The organism is Paraburkholderia phenazinium, from assembly GCF_900100735.1.
GTDB lineage: Bacteria > Pseudomonadota > Gammaproteobacteria > Burkholderiales > Burkholderiaceae > Paraburkholderia > Paraburkholderia phenazinia.
In genome coordinates, this window is sequence record NZ_FNCJ01000013.1 from 10872 (window position 1) to 35862 (window position 24991).

Annotated in this window: 24 protein-coding genes; 6 read left to right on the forward strand and 18 right to left on the reverse strand. The window is 62.1% G+C overall.

The window, feature by feature from the left end; translation table 11 throughout:
- Positions 1-55 precede the first annotated feature (55 nt).
- The 6 genes from BLQ92_RS25235 to BLQ92_RS25260 all read left to right on the forward strand — a co-directional run bounded on the left by BLQ92_RS25235 (position 56) and on the right by BLQ92_RS25260 (position 6428).
- Positions 56-1621: a 3-hydroxyacyl-CoA dehydrogenase gene (locus tag BLQ92_RS25235; protein ID WP_090687911.1), complete on the forward strand. Its 1566-nt coding sequence runs from the start codon at positions 56-58 to the stop codon at positions 1619-1621.
- The gene (locus BLQ92_RS25240; RefSeq protein WP_090687916.1) at positions 1618-2406 is read left to right on the forward strand and encodes an oxepin-CoA hydrolase, alternative type; all 789 of its coding nucleotides are present in this window, start codon (positions 1618-1620) and stop codon (positions 2404-2406) included. Before BLQ92_RS25235 ends, BLQ92_RS25240 begins: the two co-directional genes overlap by 4 nt.
- Before the next feature lie 32 nt (positions 2407-2438).
- Positions 2439-3158, forward strand: a complete 720-nt coding sequence (locus BLQ92_RS25245; protein WP_090687919.1) for a histidine phosphatase family protein — start codon at positions 2439-2441, stop codon at positions 3156-3158.
- A gap of 23 nt (positions 3159-3181) precedes the next feature.
- On the forward strand, positions 3182-4288 hold the full coding sequence (locus BLQ92_RS25250) for a phosphotransferase (RefSeq protein WP_090687922.1): 1107 nt from the start codon (positions 3182-3184) through the stop codon (positions 4286-4288).
- Between the two features lie 30 nt (positions 4289-4318).
- Positions 4319-5578, forward strand: coding sequence for an acyl-CoA dehydrogenase family protein (locus BLQ92_RS25255; protein WP_090687925.1), 1260 nt, complete (start codon positions 4319-4321; stop codon positions 5576-5578).
- A 148-nt stretch (positions 5579-5726) separates the two neighbouring features.
- Positions 5727-6428 (forward strand): glutathione binding-like protein, encoded by a 702-nt coding sequence (locus tag BLQ92_RS25260; RefSeq protein WP_090687928.1) that lies wholly within the window; start codon positions 5727-5729, stop codon positions 6426-6428.
- A 134-nt stretch (positions 6429-6562) separates the two neighbouring features.
- Here BLQ92_RS25260 and BLQ92_RS25265 read toward each other — a convergent pair whose 3' ends face one another.
- From BLQ92_RS25265 to BLQ92_RS25350, 18 genes are all read right to left on the reverse strand, one after another.
- A complete protein-coding gene (locus BLQ92_RS25265) occupies positions 6563-7027 on the reverse strand; it encodes a MaoC family dehydratase (protein WP_090687931.1) in 465 nt (154 codons plus the stop codon).
- Positions 7024-7482 (reverse strand): MaoC family dehydratase, encoded by a 459-nt coding sequence (locus BLQ92_RS25270; RefSeq protein WP_090687935.1) that lies wholly within the window; start codon positions 7480-7482, stop codon positions 7024-7026. The genes BLQ92_RS25265 and BLQ92_RS25270 overlap by 4 nt, the downstream gene beginning before the upstream one ends.
- A 34-nt stretch (positions 7483-7516) precedes the next feature.
- The gene (locus BLQ92_RS25275; protein ID WP_090687938.1) at positions 7517-8653 is read right to left on the reverse strand and encodes an acyl-CoA dehydrogenase family protein; all 1137 of its coding nucleotides are present in this window, start codon (positions 8651-8653) and stop codon (positions 7517-7519) included.
- A 10-nt stretch (positions 8654-8663) separates the two neighbouring features.
- A complete protein-coding gene (locus BLQ92_RS25280; protein WP_090687941.1) occupies positions 8664-9857 on the reverse strand; it encodes an acyl-CoA dehydrogenase family protein in 1194 nt (397 codons plus the stop codon).
- Positions 9858-9905: 48 nt separating this feature from the next.
- A complete protein-coding gene (locus BLQ92_RS25285) occupies positions 9906-10331 on the reverse strand; it encodes a DUF1178 family protein (RefSeq protein WP_090687944.1) in 426 nt (141 codons plus the stop codon).
- 248 nt (positions 10332-10579) lie between these two features.
- Entirely contained in the window at positions 10580-11170 is a 591-nt protein-coding gene (locus BLQ92_RS25290) for an NUDIX domain-containing protein (protein WP_090687947.1), read from the reverse strand.
- Between the two features lie 41 nt (positions 11171-11211).
- Positions 11212-11508 carry a DUF2818 family protein gene (locus BLQ92_RS25295; RefSeq protein ID WP_090687951.1) on the reverse strand — a complete coding sequence of 99 codons (297 nt, stop codon included), beginning with the start codon at positions 11506-11508 and terminating at the stop codon, positions 11212-11214.
- Positions 11508-12980, reverse strand: a complete 1473-nt coding sequence (gene nuoN, locus BLQ92_RS25300) for an NADH-quinone oxidoreductase subunit NuoN (protein WP_090687955.1) — start codon at positions 12978-12980, stop codon at positions 11508-11510. Before nuoN ends, BLQ92_RS25295 begins: the two co-directional genes overlap by 1 nt.
- A gap of 25 nt (positions 12981-13005) precedes the next feature.
- The gene (locus BLQ92_RS25305) at positions 13006-14496 is read right to left on the reverse strand and encodes an NADH-quinone oxidoreductase subunit M (RefSeq protein WP_090687958.1); all 1491 of its coding nucleotides are present in this window, start codon (positions 14494-14496) and stop codon (positions 13006-13008) included.
- A 24-nt stretch (positions 14497-14520) separates the two neighbouring features.
- Positions 14521-16587: an NADH-quinone oxidoreductase subunit L gene (gene nuoL, locus BLQ92_RS25310; RefSeq protein WP_090687960.1), complete on the reverse strand. Its 2067-nt coding sequence runs from the start codon at positions 16585-16587 to the stop codon at positions 14521-14523.
- A gap of 18 nt (positions 16588-16605) precedes the next feature.
- Complete coding sequence (gene nuoK / locus BLQ92_RS25315) at positions 16606-16911, reverse strand: NADH-quinone oxidoreductase subunit NuoK (protein ID WP_090687962.1); 306 nt, start codon at positions 16909-16911, stop codon at positions 16606-16608.
- Between the two features lie 20 nt (positions 16912-16931).
- Complete coding sequence (locus BLQ92_RS25320) at positions 16932-17642, reverse strand: NADH-quinone oxidoreductase subunit J (protein WP_090687963.1); 711 nt, start codon at positions 17640-17642, stop codon at positions 16932-16934.
- Between the two features lie 139 nt (positions 17643-17781).
- Positions 17782-18270: an NADH-quinone oxidoreductase subunit NuoI gene (nuoI, locus tag BLQ92_RS25325; protein WP_012432383.1), complete on the reverse strand. Its 489-nt coding sequence runs from the start codon at positions 18268-18270 to the stop codon at positions 17782-17784.
- A 15-nt stretch (positions 18271-18285) separates the two neighbouring features.
- Positions 18286-19344 (reverse strand): NADH-quinone oxidoreductase subunit NuoH, encoded by a 1059-nt coding sequence (gene nuoH, locus BLQ92_RS25330; protein ID WP_090687965.1) that lies wholly within the window; start codon positions 19342-19344, stop codon positions 18286-18288.
- A complete protein-coding gene (nuoG, locus tag BLQ92_RS25335) occupies positions 19345-21678 on the reverse strand; it encodes an NADH-quinone oxidoreductase subunit NuoG (RefSeq protein WP_090687968.1) in 2334 nt (777 codons plus the stop codon). It lies immediately after the preceding gene.
- Between the two features lie 111 nt (positions 21679-21789).
- Entirely contained in the window at positions 21790-23118 is a 1329-nt protein-coding gene (gene nuoF, locus BLQ92_RS25340; protein WP_090687971.1) for an NADH-quinone oxidoreductase subunit NuoF, read from the reverse strand.
- Complete coding sequence (gene nuoE, locus BLQ92_RS25345) at positions 23115-23600, reverse strand: NADH-quinone oxidoreductase subunit NuoE (RefSeq protein WP_090687975.1); 486 nt, start codon at positions 23598-23600, stop codon at positions 23115-23117. Before nuoE ends, nuoF begins: the two co-directional genes overlap by 4 nt.
- A gap of 134 nt (positions 23601-23734) precedes the next feature.
- Positions 23735-24988, reverse strand: a complete 1254-nt coding sequence (locus tag BLQ92_RS25350) for an NADH-quinone oxidoreductase subunit D (protein WP_090687985.1) — start codon at positions 24986-24988, stop codon at positions 23735-23737.
- Between the last annotated feature and the right edge of the window lie 3 nt (positions 24989-24991).

Consider the following 24991-nt stretch of genomic DNA (forward strand, 5'->3'; position numbering starts at 1 on the left):
CCAGTAAATTGCACGATCGTGCTATTCTAAAATAACCATGGAGTCGAGTAACCCAATGACCTCTCGCAATTACAGCATCGAGACTATCGGCATTGTCGGAACAGGCGCGATGGGGCGCGGCATCGCACAGATCGCGGCGCTAGCGGGCCTGACGGTCCGTTTGTACGACACCAATCCGGCCGCCGTCGGTGCGGCGCGCGACTACCTCGCCGAGACCTTCGCCAAGCTCACCGCCAAAGGCAAGCTCGACCAGGCCCGCTCGCTCGCGGCGCTCGCCAACGTCACCGGCGCACAAACCGTCGGCGATCTCGCGGACTGCGATCTGGTGGTCGAGGCCATTGTCGAAAAGCTCGACGTCAAGCGTAATCTCTTTCGCGAACTGGAAACCGTCGTCAGCGGCCGTTGCGTGCTGGCGTCGAATACCTCGTCGCTGTCGATCACGGCGATTGCGGCGGGCTGCACCGACCCGTCGCGCGTGGTCGGCTATCACTTCTTCAATCCGGTACCGCTCATGAAGGTCGTCGAAGTAATCGACGGCTTGCGCAGCGACCCCGCCGCCGGCGATGCGCTGATGGCGCTCGCGCGCCGCATGGGCCACACACCGGTGCGCGCGAAGGATATGCCGGGCTTCATCGTCAATCACGCCGGCCGCGGCATGAATACCGAGGGCCTGCGCGTAGCGGGCGAAGGTGTCGCGAGCTTCGTTGAGATCGACCGCATCATGCGCGAGCAGGCGGGCTTTCGCCTCGGGCCGTTCGAACTGCTCGACCTGACTGCGCTCGATGTATCGCATCCGGTGATGGAATCGATCTATCACCAGTTCTACGAAGAGCCGCGCTTCACGCCGTCGCCGATTACCGGCACGCGGCTCGCGGGTGGCCTGATCGGCCGCAAGACGGGCGAAGGTTTTTATCGCTACGACGACGGCAAGCAGCAAGTGCCTGAAGAAGCGCCCGCGCCGACGGAATTGCCCACGCGCGTGTGGGTCAGCAAGCGCTACCCCGAAGCAAGCGAAGCTTTGCTGCAACTGATCGCCAAGACCGGTGTCGCGCTCGATGAAGGCGACACACCGGCCGCAGACTCGCTCATCCTCGTCACACCGTTTGGTCACGATGCGACCACGGCTGCCGTCGACGAAGGTCTCGATGCGCGCCGCGTCGTTGCCGTAGACACACTGTTCCCGCTCGTCGCCGCGCAACGCCGCACCTTGATGACCACACCTGCTACGACCCGTAGCGCACGCGACACCGCGCACGCGTTGCTGGCCGCCGACGGCATTCCCGTAACCGTGATCCGCGATTCGACCGGTTTCGTGGCGCAGCGCGTGGTGGCGACGATCGTCAACATCGGCTGCGATATCGCGCAGAAGCAGATTGCCACGCCCGAAGACATCGACCTCGCAGTCACGCTCGGTCTCGGCTATCCGCGCGGCCCGCTCGCGCTCGGCGACGCACTCGGCGCGCAAACCATTCTCACGATTCTGCGCAACATGTTCAGCGTGCTGGGCGACCCGCGCTATCGTCCGTCGCCGTGGCTCGCGCGGCGTGCGCAACTGGGTCTGTCGCTGACCCAGGGCGATGCAGCAGATGCTATCGATGCACAGCCGGAGAGCCAGTCATGAGCGCCGAACTGCTCACCTCGCGCCCCGCTGAAAGCGAATCGACACTCGTCCTGACGCTCTCTAACCCCGGTGCGCGCAACGCCCTGCATCCCGACATGTACGCGGCGGGCATCGAGGCGCTCGACAGCGCCGAGCGCGACCCATCGGTACGCGCCGTGGTTATCACGGGTGCGGACCAGTTCTTCTGCGCCGGTGGCAACCTGAACCGGCTGCTGGAGAATCGCGCGAAAGATCCTTCTGTGCAGGCACAAAGCATCGACCTGCTGGGCGAATGGATCGCGGCCCTGCGTTCGTCGTCGAAGCCAGTGATCGCAGCAGTCGAAGGCGCTGCGGCCGGCGCGGGCTTTTCGCTGGCGCTGGCGTGCGACCTGCTGGTCGCCGCCGACGATGCGAAGTTCGTGATGTCATACGCGCGCGTCGGCCTGACGCCGGATGGCGGCGGCTCGTGGTTCCTTGCCCAGGCGCTGCCCCGCCAGCTCGCCACTGAAGTCCTGCTCGAAGGCAAACCGATCGGCGCCGCACGCCTCCACGAACTCGGCGTGATCAACCGGCTCGCCAAACCCGGCACGGTGCGTGAGACCGCCATCGCCTGGGCCGACGATCTCGGCAAGATTTCGCCGAACGCCACAGCCCGCATCAAAAGCTTGATCGCCGCGGCCGGCACGCAGCCGCTCACCGATCATCTGGTGGCCGAACGCGACAACTTCGTCGCTTCGCTGCATCACGGCGACGCGCTCGAAGGCATCACCGCGTTCCTCGAAAAGCGTGCCCCCAAATACAAGTGAGCCCAACCCGCGAGCGAGCCAGCGAGACCGACATGCCTGAATACCAACTGCCGAAGCGGCGCCGCATCTACCTGATGCGCCATGGCGACGTGACGTACTTCGACGCCAGCGGGCGCGCCATCGACCCCGAAACGGTGCCGCTGAACGCCCACGGCCGCGACCAGGCGAGCGCCGCCGGACATGCGTTCGCTGCCCACCAGATTCGTTTCGATCGGGTGATCGTCAGCGGCTTGCCACGCACCGTCGAAACCGCACAGCGCGTGCTGGCCGAAACCCATCAGCACATCGATCTCGAAGTCGAATCTGCGTGGCAAGAGATTCGCGGCGGCAAACTGAGCGATATCCCGGCCACCGACATCGAAGCGGCGTTCCTCAGCGTATTCGATGGCGTGGTCCCCGAGAGCACACGCTTTCTTGGCGGCGAGACGATCGGCGAGCTGTTCGACCGTGTGCTGCCAGCGCTTGCGACACTGCGCGAGGATCCGTCGTGGGACACCGTGCTGCTGGTCCTGCATGGCGGCGTGAATCGCGCCCTCCTCTCGCACGCCGTCACGGCAGGCGGCCGCACCTTCTTCGGCCATCTGTCTCAAGCCACCGGCTGCATCAATGCGCTGGACGTAGGCGACGCTCCGCACGACTGGGTGCTGCGCATGCTCAACTACTCCCCGCCGTCGCCGCTGCATCGCGACGTGCGGAACACGACAATGGAAATGCTCTACGCCCAGTTCCTTCAATACAAGCGCGAGGCGTAGCGAACACTCAACTGGAGGAGACAATGGGCGAAGCCACGAAGACGGGCGAACCTGAGCACAAACCGGACTACTCTGCATTCGAGGGCACGCGTCCGGTTACCGAGCGGCAACGCTTCGACAGCGACGCGCTCGCTGCATGGCTGGCACAGCATGTAGACGGCTTTGCCGGGCCGCTCACCGTCGAGCAGTTCGCGGGCGGCCAGTCGAATCCCACCTTCAAGCTGATTACGCCGTCGCGTACCTACGTGATGCGTGCCAAGCCCGGACCCACGGCGAAACTGCTGCCGTCCGCGCACGCGATCGAGCGCGAGTACCGCGTCATGCATGCGCTCGCCGGCACGGATGTGCCGGTCGCGCAGATGCTCGCGCTGTGCGAGGACGAAAGCGTGGTCGGCCGTGCGTTCTACGTGATGGAGTTCGTCGAGGGCCGCGTGCTGTGGGATCAGTCACTGCCCGGCATGACGCCCAATGAACGCGGCGCCATCTACGACGAGATGAACCGCGTGATCGCGGCGCTGCATAGCGTCGATGTGGCCGCGATCGGTCTCGCCGACTACGGCAAGCCGGGCAATTACTTCGCGCGGCAGATCGGCCGCTGGAGCAAGCAGTATCTCGCCTCCGAAACCGAACCGATCGAAGCCATGACACGCCTGATCGAATGGCTGCCGCAGCATATGCCGGATGAGACCGGCGCGCGCGTCTCGATCGTCCACGGCGACTACCGGCTCGACAACCTGATCTTCCATCCGCATGAGCCGCGCGTGCTGGCCGTGCTCGACTGGGAGCTGTCGACGCTCGGCGACCCGCTCGCCGACTTCGCCTATCACTGCATGGCTTGGCACGTCGATCCGGCGCAGTTCCGCGGCATTGCAGGGCTCGACTGGGCCGCGCTCGGCATCCCCGACGAAGCGCAGTATGTGGTGCGCTACTGCGCGCGCACTGGCCTCGAAATTCACGGCGACTGGAACTTCTATCTGGCCTACAACATGTTCCGGATTGCGGCGATCCTGCAAGGCATCATGAAACGCGTCGTCGACGGCACCGCGGCGAGCGCCCAGGCGCTCGATGCAGGCCGGCGCGCAAGGCCCATGGCGGAGCTCGCCTGGCGCTACGCGCAGAAAGTGCGCTAACCGACACCCCCGTCATCCGCGAGGTTTCACATGAATTTCGATTACACCCTGAAGGTTCAGGCACTGCGCGAGAAACTGCTCGCCTTCTTCGACGAACACATTTATCCGAACGAGAGGGCTTTCGCCGACGAAATCGCGCGCAACCGCGCGAACGGTAACGCCTGGTTGCCGACCGAACTGATCGAGCAGTTGAAGCAGAAAGCGCGCGACGCCGGCCTATGGAATCTGTTCCTGCCCGACTCCGCACGCGGTGCCGGCCTGACGAACCTCGAATACGCGCCGCTCTGCGAGATCATGGGACGCGTGCCCTGGGCGCCGGAGGTGTTCAATTGCAATGCGCCCGACACCGGCAATATGGAGACCATCGAGCGCTACGGCAGCGCGGAGAACAAGCGCGAGTGGCTCGAACCGCTTCTGCAAGGCCAGATTCGCTCGGCATTCCTGATGACCGAGCCGGAAGTGGCCTCGTCCGACGCGACCAACATCCAGACCAGCATCGTGCGCGATGGCGACGACTATGTGATCAACGGCCACAAGTGGTGGTCGTCGGGCGCGGGCGACCCGCGCTGCAAGGTGTATATCGTGATGGGCAAGACGGACCCCGACGCGCCGCGCCACCAGCAGCAATCGATGATCCTTGTCCCGGCCGACGCTACCGGCATCACGGTGCATCGGCCGTTGACCGTGTTCGGCTACGACGACGCGCCGCACGGGCACATGGAGATCACGCTCGAAAACGTGCGCGTGCCGGCGTCCAACATGCTGCTGGGCGAAGGCCGCGGCTTCGAGATCGCCCAGGGCCGCCTCGGACCGGGCCGAATTCACCACTGCATGCGCCTGATCGGGCTAGCCGAGCGCGCGCTCGAACTGATGGCGAAGCGCTCGCTGCAACGTGTGGCATTCGGCAAGCCTGTCGCGGCCCAAGGCGTCACGCTGGAGCGTATCGCCGAAGCGCGCTGCATGATCGAACAGGCGCGGCTGCTGACGCTCAAGACCGCGTACATGATGGACACGGTCGGCAATAAGGGCGCGCGTGGCGAGATTGCGATGATCAAGGTGGTGGCGCCGAACATGGCCTGCCAGGTGATCGATTGGGCCATGCAGGCGCACGGTGCAGCCGGTCTGAGCGAAGACTTTCCGCTCGCCTATGCCTACACCTCGGCGCGCACGCTGCGCTTCGCCGACGGCCCGGATGAGGTGCATCGCAACGCCATCGCAAAGCTCGAACTGGCTCGTTATATGGATGCCGGTGCAGCAGCGCGCGTGGAGACGCCGATTACGCGCTCGTGATCATTCGGCACCGACCGCCACGCGGTGGCCCCGCGGCGGTCCGGCAGCCGCTCTGCAGCATTGCCCGATCTATGCTCTAATTTTTGCCTGCTTCGGCGCCGCGTGATGCGGCGCCGCTTCCATGCAAGTAACCTAAATCGGAGCCACGATGATCGACGTCTATAGCTGGGCGACCCCGAACGGCCATAAGGTTCACATCATGCTCGAAGAGACGGGGCTCGCGTATACCGCGCACCCGGTCGACATCGGCGCCGGCGACCAGTTCAAGCCTGAATTTCTCGCCATCAGTCCGAACAACAAGATTCCCGCCATCGTCGATCCGGACGGCCCGAAGGGCGCCGACGGCAAGCCATTCTCGCTGTTCGAGTCGGGCGCGATCCTGATCTATCTGGCCGAGAAAACCGGCAAGTTCCTGCCTGCCGATCCGGCCGGGCGCTACGCGACACTGCAGTGGCTAATGTTCCAGATGGGCGGCATCGGTCCGATGCTCGGGCAGACGCATCATTTCCGCATCTACGCGCCAGAACCGATCGAATACGCGATCAACCGCTATACGAATGAAACGCGGCGTCTGTATGGCGTGATGGACACGCAACTCGGCAAGACCCGCTATCTCGCTGGCAACGACTATACGATTGCAGATATTGCGTCGTTCCCCTGGACACGCTCGTGGCAAAACCAGGGTATCGAACTGGATGCGTTTCCGAATGTGAAACGCTGGCACGAAGAGATCGCCGCGAGACCGGCTGTGCTGCGCGGCGTCGAGGTGCTGGCTTCGGCGCGCAAACCGTTGATGGACGATAAGGCCAGAGAAGTGCTGTTCGGTGCGACGCAGTACGCCAAGCACTGAGATTCAGCGGAGAACGGATTGCGTGGACGGCAAAGAAGCCGTCGGCGCAATCCATAAGAGTCGTATCCCGCGCTGCGAATCTGTAGGGACGCTATTAAGGAGTGGCTACGAAACTGCCACTCGTCCGGCCAGCGCTAGAAGTAATGCCGCGTGATGAATTCTGCCACGCACACCGGCCACTCACTGCCCTGCCGTTCGAGCGACACGTTCCACACCACCTGCACGCCAGCCTCCTCCACATCGTCCACGCTCGCCACGGCGAACCGCGCCCGAATCTCGGAGCCGACCGGCACCGGAGCAGTAAACCGCACCCGGTTCAGACCATAGTTGACGCCCATCCGCTGCTTGAGCGTCACGGTCTTTTCCAGCAACCCCGGAATCAACGACAAGGTCAGAAAGCCATGCGCGATCGGCCCGCCAAACGGCGATTCGCGCCGCGCCCGTTCCGGGTCGACGTGAATCCATTGATGATCGCCGGTTGCATCGGCAAACCCGTTCACGCTCGCCTGCCCGATGCTCAGCCAATCGCTCACGAGCGGCTCGCCGCCCACTAGCGAACGGAGTGCCTGTGCATCGAGCGCGACCGCCTCGCGCTTCATGCGCTTGCCCCCGGATGCCGCAAGCCAAACAGCGCTTTCGAGCGCACGGTAATGACCGTCTCGCCGTGCTGGTTGATCCCCGCCCATTCGGTGGAGACGATGCCACGGTCCGGCTTGCTCGACGACACGCGCTTGTCGAGAACTGCATTCGTCATGCGGATCGTATCGCCGACCCGCACCGGCTTGAACCAGCGGATTTCATCGACACCCGGCGAACCCATCGACGTCGAGCCGGCCAGCACATTGCGCACCAACAGCCCCATCAACACCGAACAGGTATGCCAGCCGCTCGCGATCAGACCGCCGAACTGCGACTCCGCCGCAGCAGCGTCGTCGACGTGAAACGGCTGCGGATCGAACTGTTCGGCAAACCGAACGATCTCGTCATGGGTGAACGTATGCTCACCGCATTCGACCACCGATCCAACCTGCATATCCTCGAAACTCAATCCCATTCTGACACCTCACTTGTTCTGACTAGCCACGCGATCATACTTCAGCGGTAGCAAAACCGGGCAGCGTGGCAAAGCGCGCCAGGTGATGATCGACATCGCCGAGGGTGGTTTCGATGATCGCCAGACGTTTGAACAGATGAGCGGCCGCCACTTCGTTCGTCACACCCATGCCGCCGTGCAATTGCACCGCTTGCTGACCGACGAAACGTGCTGCCTGGCCTACCCGCACCTTCGCAGCCGAAACCGCACGGCGTCGTGCATCGGCATCGCTGCCAGCGTAACGCACCGTGGCCAGGTACGTTGCCGAACGCGCCTGCTCGGCGTGAATCAGCATCTCGACCATGCGGTGCTGCAGAGCCTGAAAGCGTGCGATCGGCTGACCGAATTGCTGGCGTGTCTTGGTGTATTCGACGGTGGCGTGATTCAGCGCGTCGAGCGCGCCGACGGCTTCCGCGCACAGCAACAGCGTGCCGTAGTCGGCGATCTGCTCGAGCGCCGCCGCGCCGGCGTGCTGGCCGCCAAGACGCCGCGCCGGTGTGCCTGCGAATGCCAATGACGCAGCCCGTTGGCCGTCGATGGTGCGGTAGTCGGTGACCTGCGTCCCGGCGGCGTCGCGTGCGACGACGAACAGCGCGATCTCGCCGTTCAGACGAGCGGGCACAATCCACTGGTCCGCCTGAGCACCGTGCAACACCACCGATTTCTTGCCGCTCAGTGCGTAATGCTCACCTTGCTGCGTAGCCGTCGTTTCGATTGCGAACAGATCGTAGCGGGCATGTGGTTCGTGAAACGCCACCGCGAGTTTGAGCTCGCCTTGCGCCGCGCGCTCGAGCAACGCGGCATCTGCGCCCTGCCCAGCGCCTGCCGAACCGGCAATGCGCAATGCCTCGATGCCCACCGCCGTCGCCCAGTACGGTTCAATCACCAGCGCGCGGCCCAGCTCCTGCATCACAACCAGCATATCGACAGGACTGCCATTGAAGCCGCCCTGCTCTTCCGGCACTGGCAAAGCAGTCAAGCCGAGTTCGGTGAAAGCTGCCCAATGCGTATCCGAAACACCCGCGTCCGAATAGACGATCGCCTGGCGCGCTTCGAAGCCGTAGTTCTTGTCCAGATAACGGCGCAGTGCGTCGGTGAATTGCTGTTGTTCGTCGGTAAAAGTGAAGTCCATGCGCCGCTCCTCAGAGTCCGAGAATCATCTGCGCGATGATGTTCTTTTGAATTTCGTTCGAGCCACCGTAGATCGACGTCTTGCGGAAGTTGAAGTAGTACGCGGCCAGCGGTGCGGCGTTATCGTCGCCGGCAATGCTGTGAGCGCGTTCGCCTTCGAGGAACGGCACATCGAACGGTGCCGCCATCGGTCCAACGGCTTCGAACATCAGTTCGGTCAAAGCCTGCTGGACTTCGGTGCCCTTGATTTTCAGCATCGACGCTTCCGGTCCCGGCCCGCGCCCGCCCGTCTCATTGGCGACCACGCGCTGAACGGTCACTTCCAGCGCCATCAATTCGATTTCGAGACTCGCGACCTTCGCAGCGAACACCGGGTCGTGCAGCAGCGGCTTGCCATTCTTCTGTTCGAGCGCGAGACGCTTGAGGAACACGAGTTCGCGCTTCGACTGGCCGACGCGCGCAATACCGGTGCGCTCATGACCGAGCAAATACTTCGCGTAAGTCCAGCCGCGATTTTCTTCGCCGACCAGATTCTCGAGCGGCACCTTCACGTCCTCGAAGAACACCTCGTTGACTTCGTGATCTTCGTCGAGCGTGATGATCGGGCGCACGGCGATGCCCGGCGTCTTCATGTCGATCAGCAGGAACGAGATGCCCTCCTGCTTTTTCGCCCCGCTGTCGGTGCGCACGAGGCAGAACATCATGTCGGCGTGCTGGCCGAGCGTGGTCCACGTCTTCTGGCCGTTGACGACATAGTGATCGCCGACGCGCTCGGCGCGCGTGCGCAGCGACGCCAGATCCGAGCCCGACCCCGGTTCGGAATAGCCCTGGCACCACCAGTCCGAGCCGTCCAGAATGCGCGGCAAATAGTGGCGCTTTTGCGCTTCATTGCCGTATTTCATCAGCACGGGTGCGACCATCGAAACGCCGAACGGCAGCACGGTCGGTGCGCCGACGCGGGCGCACTCTTCGTCCCAGATGTGCCGTTGCGTGGCGTCCCAACCCGGGCCGCCGTATTCCTTGGGCCAGGCGACGACCGACCAGCCGCGCGTGCCGAGCAGCTTGTGCCAGTTCGCGAAGTCTTCGCGATTCAGACGCTTGTGATTGAGTACTTTGTCGCTCAGCTCGCGAGGCAAATTCGCTTCGAGCCAGGCGCGGATATCGGCGCGGAACGCGTCGTCAGCGGGGGAATAATCCAGATTCATGCGCAGTGTCTCCTGGCCGCGGCTGCCCGCCGCCAGTGAGCCGCTGCGCTATTGCAACGGTTCCTTCAGAACGGCCGGGATCGGCAACGGCATCACTTCAATGCCTTCTTCGACCAAGGCTTTCGCATCTTCCGCTGTGGTGACACCGCGAATGTTGCGAGCGGGCGCTTCGTTGTAGTGAATGCGCCGCGCTTCCTCGGCGAAGCGGTCACCCACGTTCTCGGTCTTTTCCAGTACCTCGCGCAGCGCGTGCATGACGCGCGCCTGCAACTCCCCAGCGCCCGCAGGGGCTGGCGCCGCGGTCGCACCCGACAGGTTCAGTCGGGGCGCCGACGGCAAACGGCTCACTTCGGTCGCGCTGCAAATCGGGCATTCGACGAGCTTGCGGGACAACTGCGACTCAAAGTCTTCGGCGGAAGCAAACCAGCCTTCAAACCGATGGCCGTGCGGGCACTGTAAATCGAGGACCTTCATGTGGAATCAGGGCTTGCGTATGAGTTTAGCTCAAAATGGAAATTTGTGAACGGTCGTTCGTAAATTTTGCGAGGGGCGACTTTGGCACGTGGCTTTGGCACATTCCCGCATCTGGGAACAATCGAGCGTGCGTGCGCGATTCTAACGCTTTGGCGCGATGCTCGCCGATGCACCATAAATGACAACGGCAGCCGCGCGGGCTGCCGTGGTTTCCTGGGTGCCGGTTTGGGGCACCCCTTTGCCGTCAATCAGTTGGGCTCGGGCTCAGCGGCGGGCCATGCGCCCGACAACACCTTCTCCAGCCAGAACGTGCCGATAATCGTCTTCACGTCGGTGATCTTGCCGGTGCGCACCCATTCGGAAACCTCGGGCACGGTCGCCGTGAACAGTTCGAGGAACTCGCCATCATCGAGCTTGCGCTCGCCAGCGGTCAGCCCGCGTGCGAGGTAGATGTCGATAAACTCGGTCGAATACGAAATGATCGGATGAATCCGCGTCAGAAAAACGTATTCGCGCGCCGTATAGCCGGTCTCTTCGTGCAACTCGCGCTTGGCACAGGCGAGCGCGCCTTCGTTCGGATCGAGCTTGCCGGCCGGATACTCATACATCACCTTGCCGATCGGATAGCGGTACTGGCACTCGAGCAGCACGCGGCCGTCGTCGAACAGCGGGATCACCATCACGGCGCCCGGGTGTTTGACGTACTCGCGTGTTGCGCTCTTGCCGTCCGGCAAGCGCACGGTATCGCATTTGAGCGTGAGAAACGGGCCCTGATGGAGCGTCTTGCTCTCGAGACAGGTCTCGGTAAGCGCTGCGTCGTGATCGGGAAGTTCAGCCATGTGCAACCTCAGGACAGCGTGGTGCGCGACGGCTCGAGCCGTCAGCGCCGTTTGACGAGATACTGGAAGGTAAAGCCGGGAAACGCGAACACCAGGAACAGGCTGAAGGTGATCGCGTAGAACTGCCAGCCTTGCTCGAAGCGATTACCCGCGCGCGCTTCAAGCATGAAGCCGAATGCGCCCACCACGAAGTACAGCGCAATCAGCTCGGCAATCCGCAGCCACGCACTCTTCTTCTCCGTCTTGAGCGGCACGAAGGCGAAGAGGCGTTGATTCAGGAACGGCAGGTTGGCGCCCGCAAGCGCCAACAACACAATAAACCAGCCAGCAGCGGACATCAGAGCGGCAGCGTATGGGTGATCGCTTGCAAGCAAACCTTCAGCAGCGGGTCCGGCACGATGCCGAGCACCAGCACCGCGAGGCCGTTCAGCGCGAGCAGTGCACGATTGCACGTATCGGCCTGGATCGGCGTGGTGTCGAGCGGGTCGTCGAAGTACATGAGCTTGACGATCCGCAGGTAGTAGAACGCGCCGAACAGCGAGGTAATGACGGCCAGCACGGCCAGCCACGTCAGACCGGCGTTCATCGTCGCTTGCAGCACGGCGAGCTTCGCGTAGAAGCCGACTGCTGGCGGAACGCCCGCGAGCGAGAACATCATGATCATCATCACGAACGCGAACACCGGGCTACGCTGATTCAGGCCCTTGAAGTCGTCGAGCGTCTCGGCTTCGAAGTCGCGGCGGGCCAGCAGCATGACGATACCGAAGGTGCCGAGCGTCGTCACGAGGTAGACGATGCTGTAGAACATCGCCGAACCGTAGGCGCTCGCGGCGCCGGCCGTCTTGCCGTCTACGACCCCCGCCAGCAGGCCGAGCAGCACGAAGCCCATGTTGGAGATCGCCGAGTAAGCGAGCATCCGCTTGACGTTACGCTGCACGATACCGGTGATGTTGCCGACGATCAGCGAGAGCGCCGCGAGGATCACCAGCATTTCCTGCCAGTCGACTGCCAGCGGCAACAGACCCATCACGAGGAAGCGCAGGCCCCATGCGAAGGCCGCAACCTTCGGGCCACCGCCGGTCAAGAGCGTCATGGCAGTCGGTGCGCCCTGATACACGTCAGGCACCCACATATGGAACGGCACGGCGCCCATCTTGAACGCCACGCCGGCCACGATGAAGATCACGCCGAACAACAGAACCACGTCGTTGATACGGCCCGAAGCCACCGCCTTGAACACTTCGTTGATGTCGAGCGATCCCGTTGCACCGTAGAGCATCGAGATGCCGTACAGCAGGAAACCGGAAGCCAGCGCGCCGAGCACGTAGTACTTCATGGCCGCTTCGTTCGACTGGGCCGCGTCGCGGCGCAGTGCGATCACCGCATACAGCGACAGCGACATCAGTTCCAGACCGAGGTACAGCGTCAGGAAGTTGTTGCCCGAGATCATCACCAACTGGCCGAGCAGCGAGAACATCCCCAGCAGGAAGAAGTCGCCGCGGTACAGCTCGCGATCTTCAAGATACTTGCGCGAATAGATGATCGACACCGTATAACCGAGCGAGACCACCGCCTTCATCGTGCTGGCGAAAGCGTCCACCACGTACATATGCCCGAAGAAGTAATGCACTTGCGGGTCGAAAGCGTTCACGCCGAACCAGACGCCGGCAATCAGCGTCGAGAACAGGGCGATGAAATACGTGGTGCGTCGGGCCGCCTGGCCGAAGAACGTGTCGTTGAGCCACGCGAGAACTACGGCGAGCATCAACAGGCCGTCGGGCAACAGGGCAGTCATAGGTGCGTTTTGCATGGTGTTTAAATTCCTCCGCTCTGCGTTACTGAGGCAACGGCAGTTTCGACTGCGCAACGTGGGAGAGGAGGTTTTCCACGGATACGTGCATCACATCGGTAAAGGGCTTCGGATACAGGCCCATGAACAGCGTCAATGCGGCCAGCACGATCAGCATGAAGAACTCGCGATTGTTGATATCGAGCAGTTTCTTCACGTGGTCGTTTGCCACCGCGCCAAAATACACGCGCTTGTACATCCACAGCGTGTAGGCCGCGCCCAGAACGAGCGTGACCGCGGCGCCGCCTGCAATCCAGAAGTTGTACTGGACCGCAGCCAGAATCACCATAAATTCGCCGACGAACCCGGATGTTCCCGGCAGGCCGCAGTTGGCCATTGCGAACAGCATCACCAGCGCCGCGAACTTCGGCATCGTGTTGACGACGCCGCCGTAATCGGCGATCTGGCGCGAGTGCATCCGGTCATACAGCACGCCGATACACAGGAACATCGCGCCCGAGACAAAACCGTGCGAGATCATCTGCACGATCGCGCCTTCTGCACCAAGCTGGTTAAAGATGAAGAAGCCGAGCGTGACGAAGCCCATGTGCGCGATCGACGAATACGCCACCAGCTTCTTCATGTCGGACTGCACCATCGCAACCAGACCAATGTAAATAACCGCAATCAGCGACAGTGTGATGACGACCGGCGCCAAAAAGTGGCTTGCATCCGGCGTGATCGGCAGCGAGAAGCGCAGGAAACCGTACGCCCCGAGCTTCAGCATGATCGCCGCCAGCACCACCGAGCCGCCGGTCGGCGCTTCCACGTGGGCGTCAGGCAACCAGGTGTGGACCGGCCACATCGGCACCTTCACCGCGAAGGCGAGGAAGAACGCTATGAACAGCAAAATCTGCGGCGTCATGGCGATCTTCGTGGTCTGCCAGGCCGCCAGATCGAAGGTGCCCGTCTGCGTGTACAGGTACAGCAGTGCGACCAGCATCAGCAGCGAGCCCATCAGCGTGTAAAGGAAGAACTTGAACGCCGCGTACACGCGGTTCGCCCCGCCCCACACGCCGATGATGATGTACATCGGGATCAGCGTCGCTTCGAAGAACACATAAAACAGCATCCCGTCCGCTGCGCTGAACACGCCGACCATGATGCCCGAGAGGATCAGGAAAGAGGCGAAATACTGCCCCACGTTCTTCGTAATGACCTGCCATCCGGCGATCACCACGATCACCGTGATCAAAGCGGTCAACACCACGAACCACATCGAGATGCCGTCGACCCCGAGGTGGTAGGCAATGCTGAAGCGGTCGATCCAATGCACATTCTCGACGAACTGCAGATCCGCCGTGCTCGAATCGAAGCTGGTGAACAGCGGAATCGTGACGATGAAACTGAGAACCGAACCCACCAGCGCCAGCCAGCGCGCCGGGCCAGGATTCTTGTCAGAACCGATAGCAAGAACCAGCAGGCCAAACAAAATCGGCAACCAGATGGCAATACTTAAAATCGGATACGTGTGCATTGTGTGGTGTCCCCTCGCCTTCTCTTATTTGCCGCCAAGCGTTACAAACAGGGTCAGGAGCCCCAGCATGCCAATGATCATGGCAAACGCGTAGTGGTAGATGTAGCCCGACTGGAGGAAGCGGATCACGCCGGCAAACCAGCCGATAAAGCGCGCGCTGCCATTGACGATACCGTCGATGACCACCACGTCGCCCTCTTTCCAAAGGCCCCGGCCGATCGCCACCGCGCCGCGTGCGAACACGACTTCGTTGATCTTGTCGAGGTAGTACTTGTTATCGAGCAGCGTATAGATCGGGCCAAAGGCGCGGCGCACAACCGCCGGCAGGTCCGGACGCTTCAGGTACAGGAACCACGAGGTCACGACACCGGCGAGCGCCAGCCAGACCGGCAGGCCCGACACCGAGTGCAGGCCCATCAGCGCCCAGCCCTGGAATTCTTCGGCCATCTCCGACACTGCCGGGTGGTTCGCGCCGATGTAGATCACCTTGTCGAACACCACGCCGTGCGCGAAGAAGTCGCCGAACAGCAGCGGACCGACTGCAATCGCGCCGATGATGACCGACGGAATCGCCAGCAGCACCAGCGGCACCCACACCACCCACGGGCTTTCGTGCGGCTCGTGTGCATGGCCGTGATCGTCGTGGCCATGGCCATGATCGTCGTGACCGTGCGCAGCGTGAGCAGCAGCTTCGATCGCCATCGGCGATTCCGGATGCTTCGGCTTGCGGAAACGCTCTTCGCCGTGGAAGACCAGGAAGTACATACGGAACGAGTACAGCGCCGTGACGAACACGCTCGCCACCACCGCGAAGTACGCGAAACCCGAACCCGGCAGATGCGACAGCTTCACTGCGTCGATGATCGAGTCTTTCGAGTAGAAGCCCGAGAAGAACGGCGTGCCGATCAGCGCCAGCGAACCGATCAGCGACGTGATCCACGTGATCGGCATGTACTTGCGCAGGCCGCCCATGTTGCGCATGTCCTGATCGTGGTGCATGCCGATGATCACCGAACCCGCGCCGAGGAACAGCAGCGCCTTGAAGAACGCGTGCGTCATCAGGTGGAACATGGCGACCGGGTAAGCAGAGACGCCGAGTGCCACAGTCATGTAACCGAGCTGCGATAGCGTGGAATACGCCACCACCCGCTTGATGTCATTCTGGACAATCCCGAGGAAGCCCATGAACAGTGCGGTAATCGCGCCGATGATCGTAACGAACGACAGCGCCGTATCCGACAGTTCGAACAGCGGCGACATGCGCGTGACCATGAAGATACCGGCCGTCACCATGGTTGCTGCGTGAATCAGTGCGGAAATCGGCGTCGGGCCTTCCATCGAATCCGGCAGCCAGACGTGCAGCGGGAACTGCGCCGACTTACCCATTGCGCCGATGAAGAGGCAAATACACGCCACCGTCAGCAGACCCCAACTGGTGCCCGGGAAATTCATCGCCGCGAGTTCGTGGCTCTTCGCGAACACGTCGCCGTAGTTCAGCGAGCCGGCAAACGCCAGCAACAGGCCGATACCGAGCAGGAAGCCGAAGTCGCCGACGCGGTTGACGATGAACGCCTTCATGTTGGCGTAGATCGCACTTTCACGCGTGAAGTAGAAACCGATCAGCAGGTACGACACCAGACCCACCGCTTCCCAGCCGAAGAAGAGCTGCAGCAGGTTGTTGCTCATCACGAGCATCAGCATCGAGAACGTGAACAGCGCGATGTACGAGAAGAAGCGCTGGTAACCGTCGTCGTCGGCCATGTAGCCGATCGTGTAGATGTGCACCATCAGCGACACGAAGGTCACCACGCACATCATCATCGCCGTGAGCGAGTCGACGAGGAAGCCGATTTCGAACTTCAGCTTGCCGACCGACATCCACTCGTAGATCGTCGCGTTGAAGCTCGCGCCGTTCATCACGTCGAAGAAGACGATGGCCGAAAGAATGAAGGAGATCGCGACGCCGAGAATCGTGACCGTGTGGGCCCCTGCGCGCCCTACCGCGCGGCCGAACAGCCCCGCAATCAGGGAGCCGGCCAGCGGTGCAAGCGGTACCGCCAGCAACAGGTTTTCGTTGAGTGTCGTTGACATAACAGTCTTGCCTCGAGATTAACCTTTGAGCTGATCGAGATCCTCGACATTGATCGTGTCGAGGCTACGGAACAGGGTCACCAGAATCGCCAGGCCGATTGCCGCTTCCGCTGCTGCAACCGTCAGCACGAAGAAGACGAAGATCTGGCCATGCACGTCGCCGAGGTAGTGCGAGAACGCGACGAAATTGGTGTTCACCGCCAGCAGCATCAGCTCGATCGCCATCAGGATAATGATGACGTTGCGGCGGTTCAGGAAGATGCCCACAACGCTGATCGAAAACAGGATCGCGCCGAGCACAAGGTAATGGGCAAGGGTCAACATAATTTCTCTCCTGTCTCCTCTCAGCTATTTTTAGCCGTTGCTGCGGCTGCCGATGCAGCCGCGGCGGCCGCAGCTTCTGCTGCAGCGGCTGCTTCTTCCGCCGCGATAGTAGCCGCGGTCTTTTCCGAAGGCATCTTCACCACGCGCACGCGGTCTTGCGCACGCACCTTGACCTGATCGCTCACGCGCTGGCGCTTGCTGTCCTTGCCGTGGCGCGTGGTCAGCGCGATGGCGGCAATAATCGCCACCAGCAGCACCAGACCTGCGACTTCGAACGCGAAGATGTAGTCGGTGTAGATCACTTTACCGATCAGGCGCGTATTCGACCAGCCCGCCATCGCGCTGCCGGCTGCAACCGTCGTATCGCGCAGCGGCGTCACCGTCGCGCCGAAGCCGTGCCAGAGGATCAGCGCGGTCTCGATCACGATGATCCCGCCCACGATGGTCGCCATCGGCACGAAGCGTTTGAAGTCGCGTCGCAGCACGTCGATGTTGATGTCCAGCATCATCACCACGAACAGGAACAGCACCATCACCGCGCCCACATACACCAGCACCAGCAGGATCGCGAGGAACTCCGCCTGCAGCAGCATCCAGATGGCCGCCGCGTTGAAGAACGCGAGCACCAGGAACAGCGCGGACGCCACCGGGTTGCGCGAGGTGATCACCTTCAGCCCGGACACCACCAGGAGCAGAGCGAAGATGTAGAACAGTACGGTCGTGAATTCCATGATTACCGGTTCATCGTTAGGCCATCGTCAGGCATTGTTCTTTGGCGCATTCGCACCACGCTACAGCGGTCAAGCAGCAGCCTACGGCCTGACTGCAGGCCGGTACAACCTAAAACGTCAAACTAAAGCGTTTTCGACATCAACGATACGGCGCATCGGCTGCCTTGTTCGCGGCGATTTCCGCTTCGTAGCGATCGCCCACGGCCAGCAGCATGTCCTTCGTGAAATACAGGTCGCCGCGCTTCTCGCCGTGATACTCGAGAATGTGCGTCTCGACGATCGAATCGACCGGGCAGCTCTCTTCGCAGAAACCGCAGAAGATGCACTTGGTCAGGTCGATGTCGTAACGCGTCGTGCGACGGGTGTTGTCCGCGCGCGTTTCCGATTCGATCGTAATGGCGAGTGCCGGGCACACCGCTTCGCACAGCTTGCAGGCGATGCAGCGCTCTTCGCCGTTTTCATAGCGGCGCAGCGCGTGCAGCCCGCGGAAACGCGGCGAGATCGGCGTCTTCTCCTCGGGGAACTGCACCGTGACCTTGCGCTGGAACGTATAACGTCCGGTCAGCGCGAGGCCCTTGAGCAGTTCCGTCAGGAAGAAGGTCTTGAAAAAGTTTTGGATTGCGGTCATGAGTTCGTCCGCCCTTTATTTCCAGATATTCAACGGCGACATGATCCAGAAGCCGACTACGATCAGCCACACCACGCAGACCGGAATAAACACCTTCCAGCCCAGACGCATGATCTGGTCATAACGGTAGCGCGGGAACGTGGCGCGTGCCCAGATGAATACCGACAGCAGCAAGAACACTTTCAGCACCAGCCAGAAAATGCCCGGGATGAACGACAGGAAGCCAAACGGTGCGCTCCAGCCGCCAAGGAACAGCGTTGATGCGAGCGCCGAGATGACGATCATGTTGATGTACTCGGCGAGGAAGAACAGCGCGAACGCCATCCCCGAGTAATCGATCATGTGACCCGCGACGATTTCCGACTCCCCTTCCACCACGTCGAACGGGTGGCGGTTCGTTTCGGCGATGCCCGAGATGAAGTAGACGACGAACATCGGCAACAGCGGCAGCCAGTTCCACGAGAGGAAGGTCACACCGTAGCTGGCGAAGATGCCGCGTTCTTGCGACGTGACGATGTCCGACAGATTCAGGCTGCCCGAGGTCATCAGCACGACGACCAGCGCAAAGCCCATCGAAATTTCGTACGACACCATCTGCGCGGCGGCGCGCATGGCGCCGAGGAATGCGTACTTCGAGTTCGACGCCCAACCGGCGAGAATCACGCCGTACACGCCGATCGACGAAATCGCCATGGCGTACAGCAGGCCCGCGTTGATGTCGCCGAGCACCGCGCCCGCCTGGAACGGAATCACCGCCCAGACCGCGAAGGCCGGCACCACCACCATGATCGGCGCGATCAGGTAGATCCAGCGGCTCGCCTGCGCGGGCTGAATCACTTCTTTCAGCAACAGTTTCAGCACGTCGGCAATCGGCTGCAGCAGACCTGCGGGGCCGACGCGGTTCGGACCGAGACGCACGTGCATCCAGCCGATCAGCTTACGTTCCCACAAAATCAGGTAAGCCACGCACAGCAGGATCACGACGGCCACGACCAGGATGCGCACCAGTGCCCACACCGTGGGCCATGCCGCACCGAGAAGTTGAGTGCCGCCCGAGTTGATCGATTCGAACATTTACGCCTTCTCCACCAGCAGTTCACCGAACAGGCTGCCCAGCGCTGCACCGGCAGGCGTGGCCGCCGATACGCGGACGACCGTCTCCGCAAGATTTGCATCGCGCACGGCCGGCAACTGGACCGAGTGCTCGCCCTGGCGCACGCGCACCGCGTCGCCGCTTTTCAGACCCAGCTTGTCGAACAGTGCAGCCGGCAGGCCGACGGTGTTCGCGGCGCGTGCAGCCGCCGTCAGATGCAGCGATTCCGCACGACGCACCAGCGGGTCGGCGTGGTAGATCGGCACATCGGCGATGCGTTCGAACGCGCCTTCGGCCGCCTTCTGCGCCGTGCCGCGAGCGACTGCCACACCCGTCTGGTTCGACAGGCGCGCGCTCAGATCGCCGTCGCCCAACGCTGCTGTGCGTACTTCTTCCGAGGTATCGAAGTCGAAACCGGGCACGCCGAGCAGGCTGCCCAGCACGCGCAACACCTTCCATGCCGGACGCGTGTCGCCGAGCGGGCGCACTACGCCGTTGAAGGTCTGGACCGTGCCTTCTGCGCTGACGAAGGTGCCGGCCGTTTCCGTGAACGGTGCGATCGGCAGCAGGACGTCGGCGTAGTCCGCACCGGTCTGGAACGGCGACAGCACGACAACCATTTCAGCCTGGTTGAGCGCAGCCAATGCCTGCGCCGGGTTGGCCGTGTCGAACTCCGGTTCGACGTTGAGCAGCACATAACCCTTGCGCGGCTGTTCAAAGGCTTCGCGAGCATTCAGGCCGCCCTCGCCAGGCAACGCACCGACGAGGTGAGCACCCACCGTGTTCGCCGCTTCCGTGAGGAAGCCGAGCGTCGCGCCGGTGGTCTCTGCGATCCATTGGGCCGTAGCATGAAGACGCGCAAAGTCCGGATGACGGACCACGCCGTTGCCGAGCAGCACGAAGCGCAGATCGCCCGAGGCGAGCGACGCTGCTACCGCACGCGCAGCATCCGAAGGCTTCGCGCCGGCAAACGCCTGCGGCAGCGCGACGCCGCGTGCTTCGAGAATGGCGGCAGCGATGCCAGCCAGTTCGTCGAACCATGCCGACGGAGCCGCAACCACGCGCCGTGCTTGCGGGATCAGCGCGTCGTCATTGGTAGCTTGCACGAAGGTCAGTTCGGCGCCGTTCTTGGCAGCCTGACGCAGACGCGCAGCGAACAGCGGATGATCGCGGCGCAGATCCGAGCCGATGATGAGCGCAGCGTCGACGTTCGACAAATCAGCGATCTTCGTGCCGAGCCACGGCGCGCCATTCACTGGCGCCGAGAAATCGGACTGGCGCAGGCGGAAGTCGACGTTAGGCGTGCCGACCGCTTGCGCGAACTGCTTCAACAGGAACAGTTCTTCGACGGTGCTGTGGGCGCTACCGAGTGCGGCCAGCGCTTCTGCGCCGCGGTCGCCCTTGATGCCCTTCAGACCCTTGACGACGTAGTCGAGCGCAGTCTGCCAGTCGGTCTCGACCCACTTGCCGCCTTGCTTCAACATAGGCTGCGTGAGGCGTTCCGGGCTGTTCAGGCCTTCGTACGAGAAGCGGTCCTTGTCCGAGATCCAGCATTCGTTGATTGCTTCGTTCTCGAACGGCAGCACGCGCATCACGCGGTTGTTCTTGACCTGCACCACGAGGTTCGCGCCGACCGAATCGTGCGGGCTCACCGACTTGCGGCGCGACAGTTCCCACGTCCGGGCGCTGTAGCGGAACGGCTTGCTGGTCAGTGCGCCGACCGGGCACAGATCGATCATGTTGCCCGACAGTTCGGAGTCGACCGTCTTGCCGACGAACGAGGTAATTTCCGAATGCTCGCCGCGGCCCAGCATGCCCAGTTCCATTACGCCGGCCACTTCCTGGCCGAAGCGGACGCAACGCGTGCAGTGAATGCAGCGCGTCATTTCTTCCATCGAGATCAGCGGGCCGACGTTCTTGTGGAACACCACGCGCTTTTCTTCGCTGTAGCGCGAGGACGATTTGCCGTAGCCCACCGCCAGATCCTGCAACTGGCACTCGCCGCCCTGGTCGCAGATCGGACAATCGAGCGGGTGGTTGATCAGCAGGAATTCCATCACGGCTTGCTGACCCTGCACGGCCTTCTCGGACTTGGTGCGCACGATCATGCCCGCCGACACCGGCGTGGCGCATGCAGGCACGGCCTTCGGCATCTTTTCGACGTCGACCAGACACATCCGGCAGTTGGCCGCAATCGACAGCTTCTTGTGATAGCAGAAGTGAGGAATGTACGTGTCGACCTTATGCGCAGCCTGGATCACCATGCTGCCTTCAGGCACCTCTACTTTCTTGCCGTCTATTTCAAGTTCAACCATGATGGTCAATCTTCCTTAACCTGTTACCGCTCAATCGTTCGCCCGTTCATTCGCCACATGGCGATGAATCCCGCGGTTGACGCTTCTGGTGTCTGGGCCGCTTATTGCTGTTTAAGCCGCCACCGTTTCCGAAGCCGTTGCTGCGCCGGCATGACCGCCTACGAGGCAGCGCTTGTTGGCGACGTGATATTCGAATTCATCCCAGTAGTGCTTGAGCATGCCGCGCACGGGCATGGCCGCTGCATCGCCGAGCGCGCAAATCGTGCGGCCCATGATGTTGCCAGCCACTGAGTTCAGCAGGTCCAGATCTTCCTGGCGCCCCTGGCCATGTTCGATACGATGCACGACGCGATACAGCCAGCCGGTGCCTTCGCGGCACGGCGTGCACTGTCCGCAGGACTCTTCGTAATAGAAGTACGACAGACGCAGCAGCGAACGGACCATGCAGCGCGTCTCGTCCATCACGATCACCGCGCCCGAACCGAGCATCGATCCCGCCTTGGCGATCGAGTCATAGTCCATGTCGGTATGCATCATCATCTCGCCCGGGATCACCGGCGCGGACGAGCCGCCAGGAATCACGGCCTTGATCTTCTTGCCGCCGCGCATGCCGCCGGCGAGTTCCATCAGCGTCGCGAACGGCGTGCCGAGCGGAATTTCGTAATTGCCAGGACGTTCGACGTCACCCGAGACCGAGAAAATCTTGGTGCCGCCGTTGTTCGGCTTACCCATTTCCAGGTAATTCTGCGGGCCGACCGCCAACAGGAACGGCACGGCCGCAAACGTCTCGGTGTTGTTGATGGTGGTCGGCTTGCCGTACACGCCGAAGCTCGCCGGGAACGGCGGCTTGAAGCGCGGCTGGCCCTTCTTGCCTTCCAGCGACTCGAGCAGCGCGGTTTCTTCGCCGCAGATGTAGGCGCCGTAACCGTGGTGCGCATGGAGCTGGAACGAGAAGCCCGAGCCCATGATGTTGTCGCCGAGAAAACCCGCGCGGCGCGCTTCTTCCAGCGCCGCTTCGAAGCGTTGATACACCTCGAAGATTTCACCGTGGATGTAGTTGTAGCCGACCGTGATACCCATCGCGTAAGCGCCGATCACCATGCCTTCGATCAGGGCATGCGGATTCCAACGCAGGATGTCACGGTCTTTGAACGTACCCGGCTCGCCTTCGTCCGAGTTACAGACGAGGTACTTCTGCCCCGGGAACTGGCGCGGCATGAAGCTCCACTTCAGGCCGGTTGGGAAGCCCGCACCGCCGCGGCCGCGCAGACCCGACGCCTTGACGTCGGCAATCACCTGCTCGGGCGGAATCTTCTCTTCCAGAATACGGCGCAGCTGGGCGTAACCGCCGCGCGACACGTAGTCTTCGAGATGCCAGTTGTCGCCGTTCAGGCCGGCGAGAATCAGCGGTTTGATGTGACGATCGTGGAGAGACGTCATTTCGAAAGTTCCTCGAGCAGCTGGTCGATCTTCGCGCGGCTCATGAAGCTGCACATGCGGTGGTTGTTCACCAGCATCACCGGTGCGTCGCCGCACGCGCCCATGCATTCGCCTTCTTTCAAGGTGAACTTGCCGTCTGCCGTGGTTTCGCCGAAGTCGATGCCGAGCTTCTGCTTCAGGTACTCGGCAGCGCTTTCCGAGCCGCCGTCCGGACCGAGCTGGCACGGCAGGTTCGTGCAGAGCGTGATCTTTTGCTTACCGACCGGCGCCGTCTCGTACATCGTGTAGAAGGTCGCAACCTCCTGCACGGCGACGGCGGGCATGCCGAGATAGTCCCCGACGAACTGCATCAGTTCGGGCGACAGCCAGCCATGCTCTTCCTGAGCCACGGCCAACGCCGCCATGACGGCGGACTGTTGCTGACCGGCGGGATACTTCGCGATCGCACGATCGATTTCTTTCAGGCCTTCAGCTGAGATCATTTTCAGACACGACTCTTTCAATTCCTACCGAACGAAAACCTGTCGCGTGCTGCAGGTTGCGACAGACCCGGCGTTCCTTTGCTTGACGCGCGCCCACTACGGCTGCGACGCGCACGCCACGATGAAAACCGCTCTTAACGATCGATTTCGCCGAACACGATGTCCTGGGTGCCGATAATCGTCACGGCATCCGCAATCATGTGACCACGCGCCATTTCGTCGAGCGCGGACAGATGCGCATAACCCGGCGCGCGGATCTTCAGGCGATACGGCTTGTTGGCGCCGTCCGAGACCAGATAGATGCCGAACTCGCCCTTCGGATGTTCGACAGCTGCGTACGCCTCGCCTTCCGGCACATGGAAGCCTTCCGTGAAGAGCTTGAAATGGTGAATCAGCTCTTCCATGTTCGACTTCATACCGACGCGCGACGGCGGCGCAACCTTATGATTGTCGATCATTACGGGGCCCGGATTGTTGCGCAACCACTCAATGCACTGTTTCGCAATTCGTGTCGATTGACGCATTTCTTCGACGCGAACCAGATAGCGGTCGTAACAATCGCCGTTCACGCCAACCGGAATGTCGAAATCCAGCTTGTCATAGACTTCGTAGGGCTGCTTCTTGCGCAGGTCCCACTCGATGCCCGAACCGCGCAGCATCGCGCCGGTCATGCCGAGCTGCAACGCACGCTCCGGACTCACCACGCCGATCCCGACCAGACGCTGCTTCCAGATCCGGTTGTCGGTGAGGAGGGTTTCGTATTCGTCGACACAATGCGGGAAACGGGTGAAGAAATCGTCGATGAAGTCGAGCAGCGAACCTTGACGGTTCTCGTTCATCTTCGACAGCGCCTTCGCGTTGCGGATCTTCGATGCCTTGTACTGAGGCATCACTTCCGGCAGGTCGCGATACACGCCGCCCGGACGATAGTAAGCCGCGTGCATCCGGGCGCCGGACACCGCTTCGTACACGTCCATCAGGTCTTCGCGTTCGCGGAACGCATACAGAAACACCGCCATCGCACCGACGTCGAGCGCATGCGAGCCGATCCACATCAGGTGGTTCAGCACGCGCGTGATTTCGTCGAACAACACGCGAATGTATTGAGCGCGCACCGGCACGTCGATGCCGAGCAGCTTTTCGATGGCCATCACGTAGCCGTGCTCGTTGACCATCATCGACACGTAGTCGAGACGGTCCATATACGGCACGGACTGGATGAAGGTCTTGGTTTCCGCGAGCTTTTCAGTGGCGCGGTGCAGGAGGCCGATATGCGGGTCGGCGCGCTGGATCACTTCGCCGTCGAGTTCGAGCACGAGGCGCAGCACACCGTGCGCAGCCGGGTGCTGCGGGCCGAAGTTGAGCGTGTAATTCTTGATCTCTGCCATGGC

Bases quoted from the DNA above. Each gene is read 5' to 3' on its own strand.
- BLQ92_RS25235 (WP_090687911.1), top strand. From the start codon at position 56: ATGACCTCTCGCAATTACAGCATCGAGACTATCGGCATTGTCGGAACA.
- BLQ92_RS25240 (WP_090687916.1), top strand. From the start codon at position 1,618: ATGAGCGCCGAACTGCTCACCTCGCGCCCCGCTGAAAGCGAATCGACA.
- BLQ92_RS25245 (WP_090687919.1), top strand. From the start codon at position 2,439: ATGCCTGAATACCAACTGCCGAAGCGGCGCCGCATCTACCTGATGCGC.
- BLQ92_RS25250 (WP_090687922.1), top strand. From the start codon at position 3,182: ATGGGCGAAGCCACGAAGACGGGCGAACCTGAGCACAAACCGGACTAC.
- BLQ92_RS25255 (WP_090687925.1), top strand. From the start codon at position 4,319: ATGAATTTCGATTACACCCTGAAGGTTCAGGCACTGCGCGAGAAACTG.
- BLQ92_RS25260 (WP_090687928.1), top strand. From the start codon at position 5,727: ATGATCGACGTCTATAGCTGGGCGACCCCGAACGGCCATAAGGTTCAC.
- BLQ92_RS25265 (WP_090687931.1), bottom strand. From the start codon at position 7,027: ATGAAGCGCGAGGCGGTCGCGCTCGATGCACAGGCACTCCGTTCGCTA.
- BLQ92_RS25270 (WP_090687935.1), bottom strand. From the start codon at position 7,482: ATGGGATTGAGTTTCGAGGATATGCAGGTTGGATCGGTGGTCGAATGC.
- BLQ92_RS25275 (WP_090687938.1), bottom strand. From the start codon at position 8,653: ATGGACTTCACTTTTACCGACGAACAACAGCAATTCACCGACGCACTG.
- BLQ92_RS25280 (WP_090687941.1), bottom strand. From the start codon at position 9,857: ATGAATCTGGATTATTCCCCCGCTGACGACGCGTTCCGCGCCGATATC.
- BLQ92_RS25285 (WP_090687944.1), bottom strand. From the start codon at position 10,331: ATGAAGGTCCTCGATTTACAGTGCCCGCACGGCCATCGGTTTGAAGGC.
- BLQ92_RS25290 (WP_090687947.1), bottom strand. From the start codon at position 11,170: ATGGCTGAACTTCCCGATCACGACGCAGCGCTTACCGAGACCTGTCTC.
- BLQ92_RS25295 (WP_090687951.1), bottom strand. From the start codon at position 11,508: ATGTCCGCTGCTGGCTGGTTTATTGTGTTGTTGGCGCTTGCGGGCGCC.
- nuoN (WP_090687955.1), bottom strand. From the start codon at position 12,980: ATGCAAAACGCACCTATGACTGCCCTGTTGCCCGACGGCCTGTTGATG.
- BLQ92_RS25305 (WP_090687958.1), bottom strand. From the start codon at position 14,496: ATGCACACGTATCCGATTTTAAGTATTGCCATCTGGTTGCCGATTTTG.
- nuoL (WP_090687960.1), bottom strand. From the start codon at position 16,587: ATGTCAACGACACTCAACGAAAACCTGTTGCTGGCGGTACCGCTTGCA.
- nuoK (WP_090687962.1), bottom strand. From the start codon at position 16,911: ATGTTGACCCTTGCCCATTACCTTGTGCTCGGCGCGATCCTGTTTTCG.
- BLQ92_RS25320 (WP_090687963.1), bottom strand. From the start codon at position 17,642: ATGGAATTCACGACCGTACTGTTCTACATCTTCGCTCTGCTCCTGGTG.
- nuoI (WP_012432383.1), bottom strand. From the start codon at position 18,270: ATGACCGCAATCCAAAACTTTTTCAAGACCTTCTTCCTGACGGAACTG.
- nuoH (WP_090687965.1), bottom strand. From the start codon at position 19,344: ATGTTCGAATCGATCAACTCGGGCGGCACTCAACTTCTCGGTGCGGCA.
- nuoG (WP_090687968.1), bottom strand. From the start codon at position 21,678: ATGGTTGAACTTGAAATAGACGGCAAGAAAGTAGAGGTGCCTGAAGGC.
- nuoF (WP_090687971.1), bottom strand. From the start codon at position 23,118: ATGACGTCTCTCCACGATCGTCACATCAAACCGCTGATTCTCGCCGGC.
- nuoE (WP_090687975.1), bottom strand. From the start codon at position 23,600: ATGATCTCAGCTGAAGGCCTGAAAGAAATCGATCGTGCGATCGCGAAG.
- BLQ92_RS25350 (WP_090687985.1), bottom strand. From the start codon at position 24,988: ATGGCAGAGATCAAGAATTACACGCTCAACTTCGGCCCGCAGCACCCG.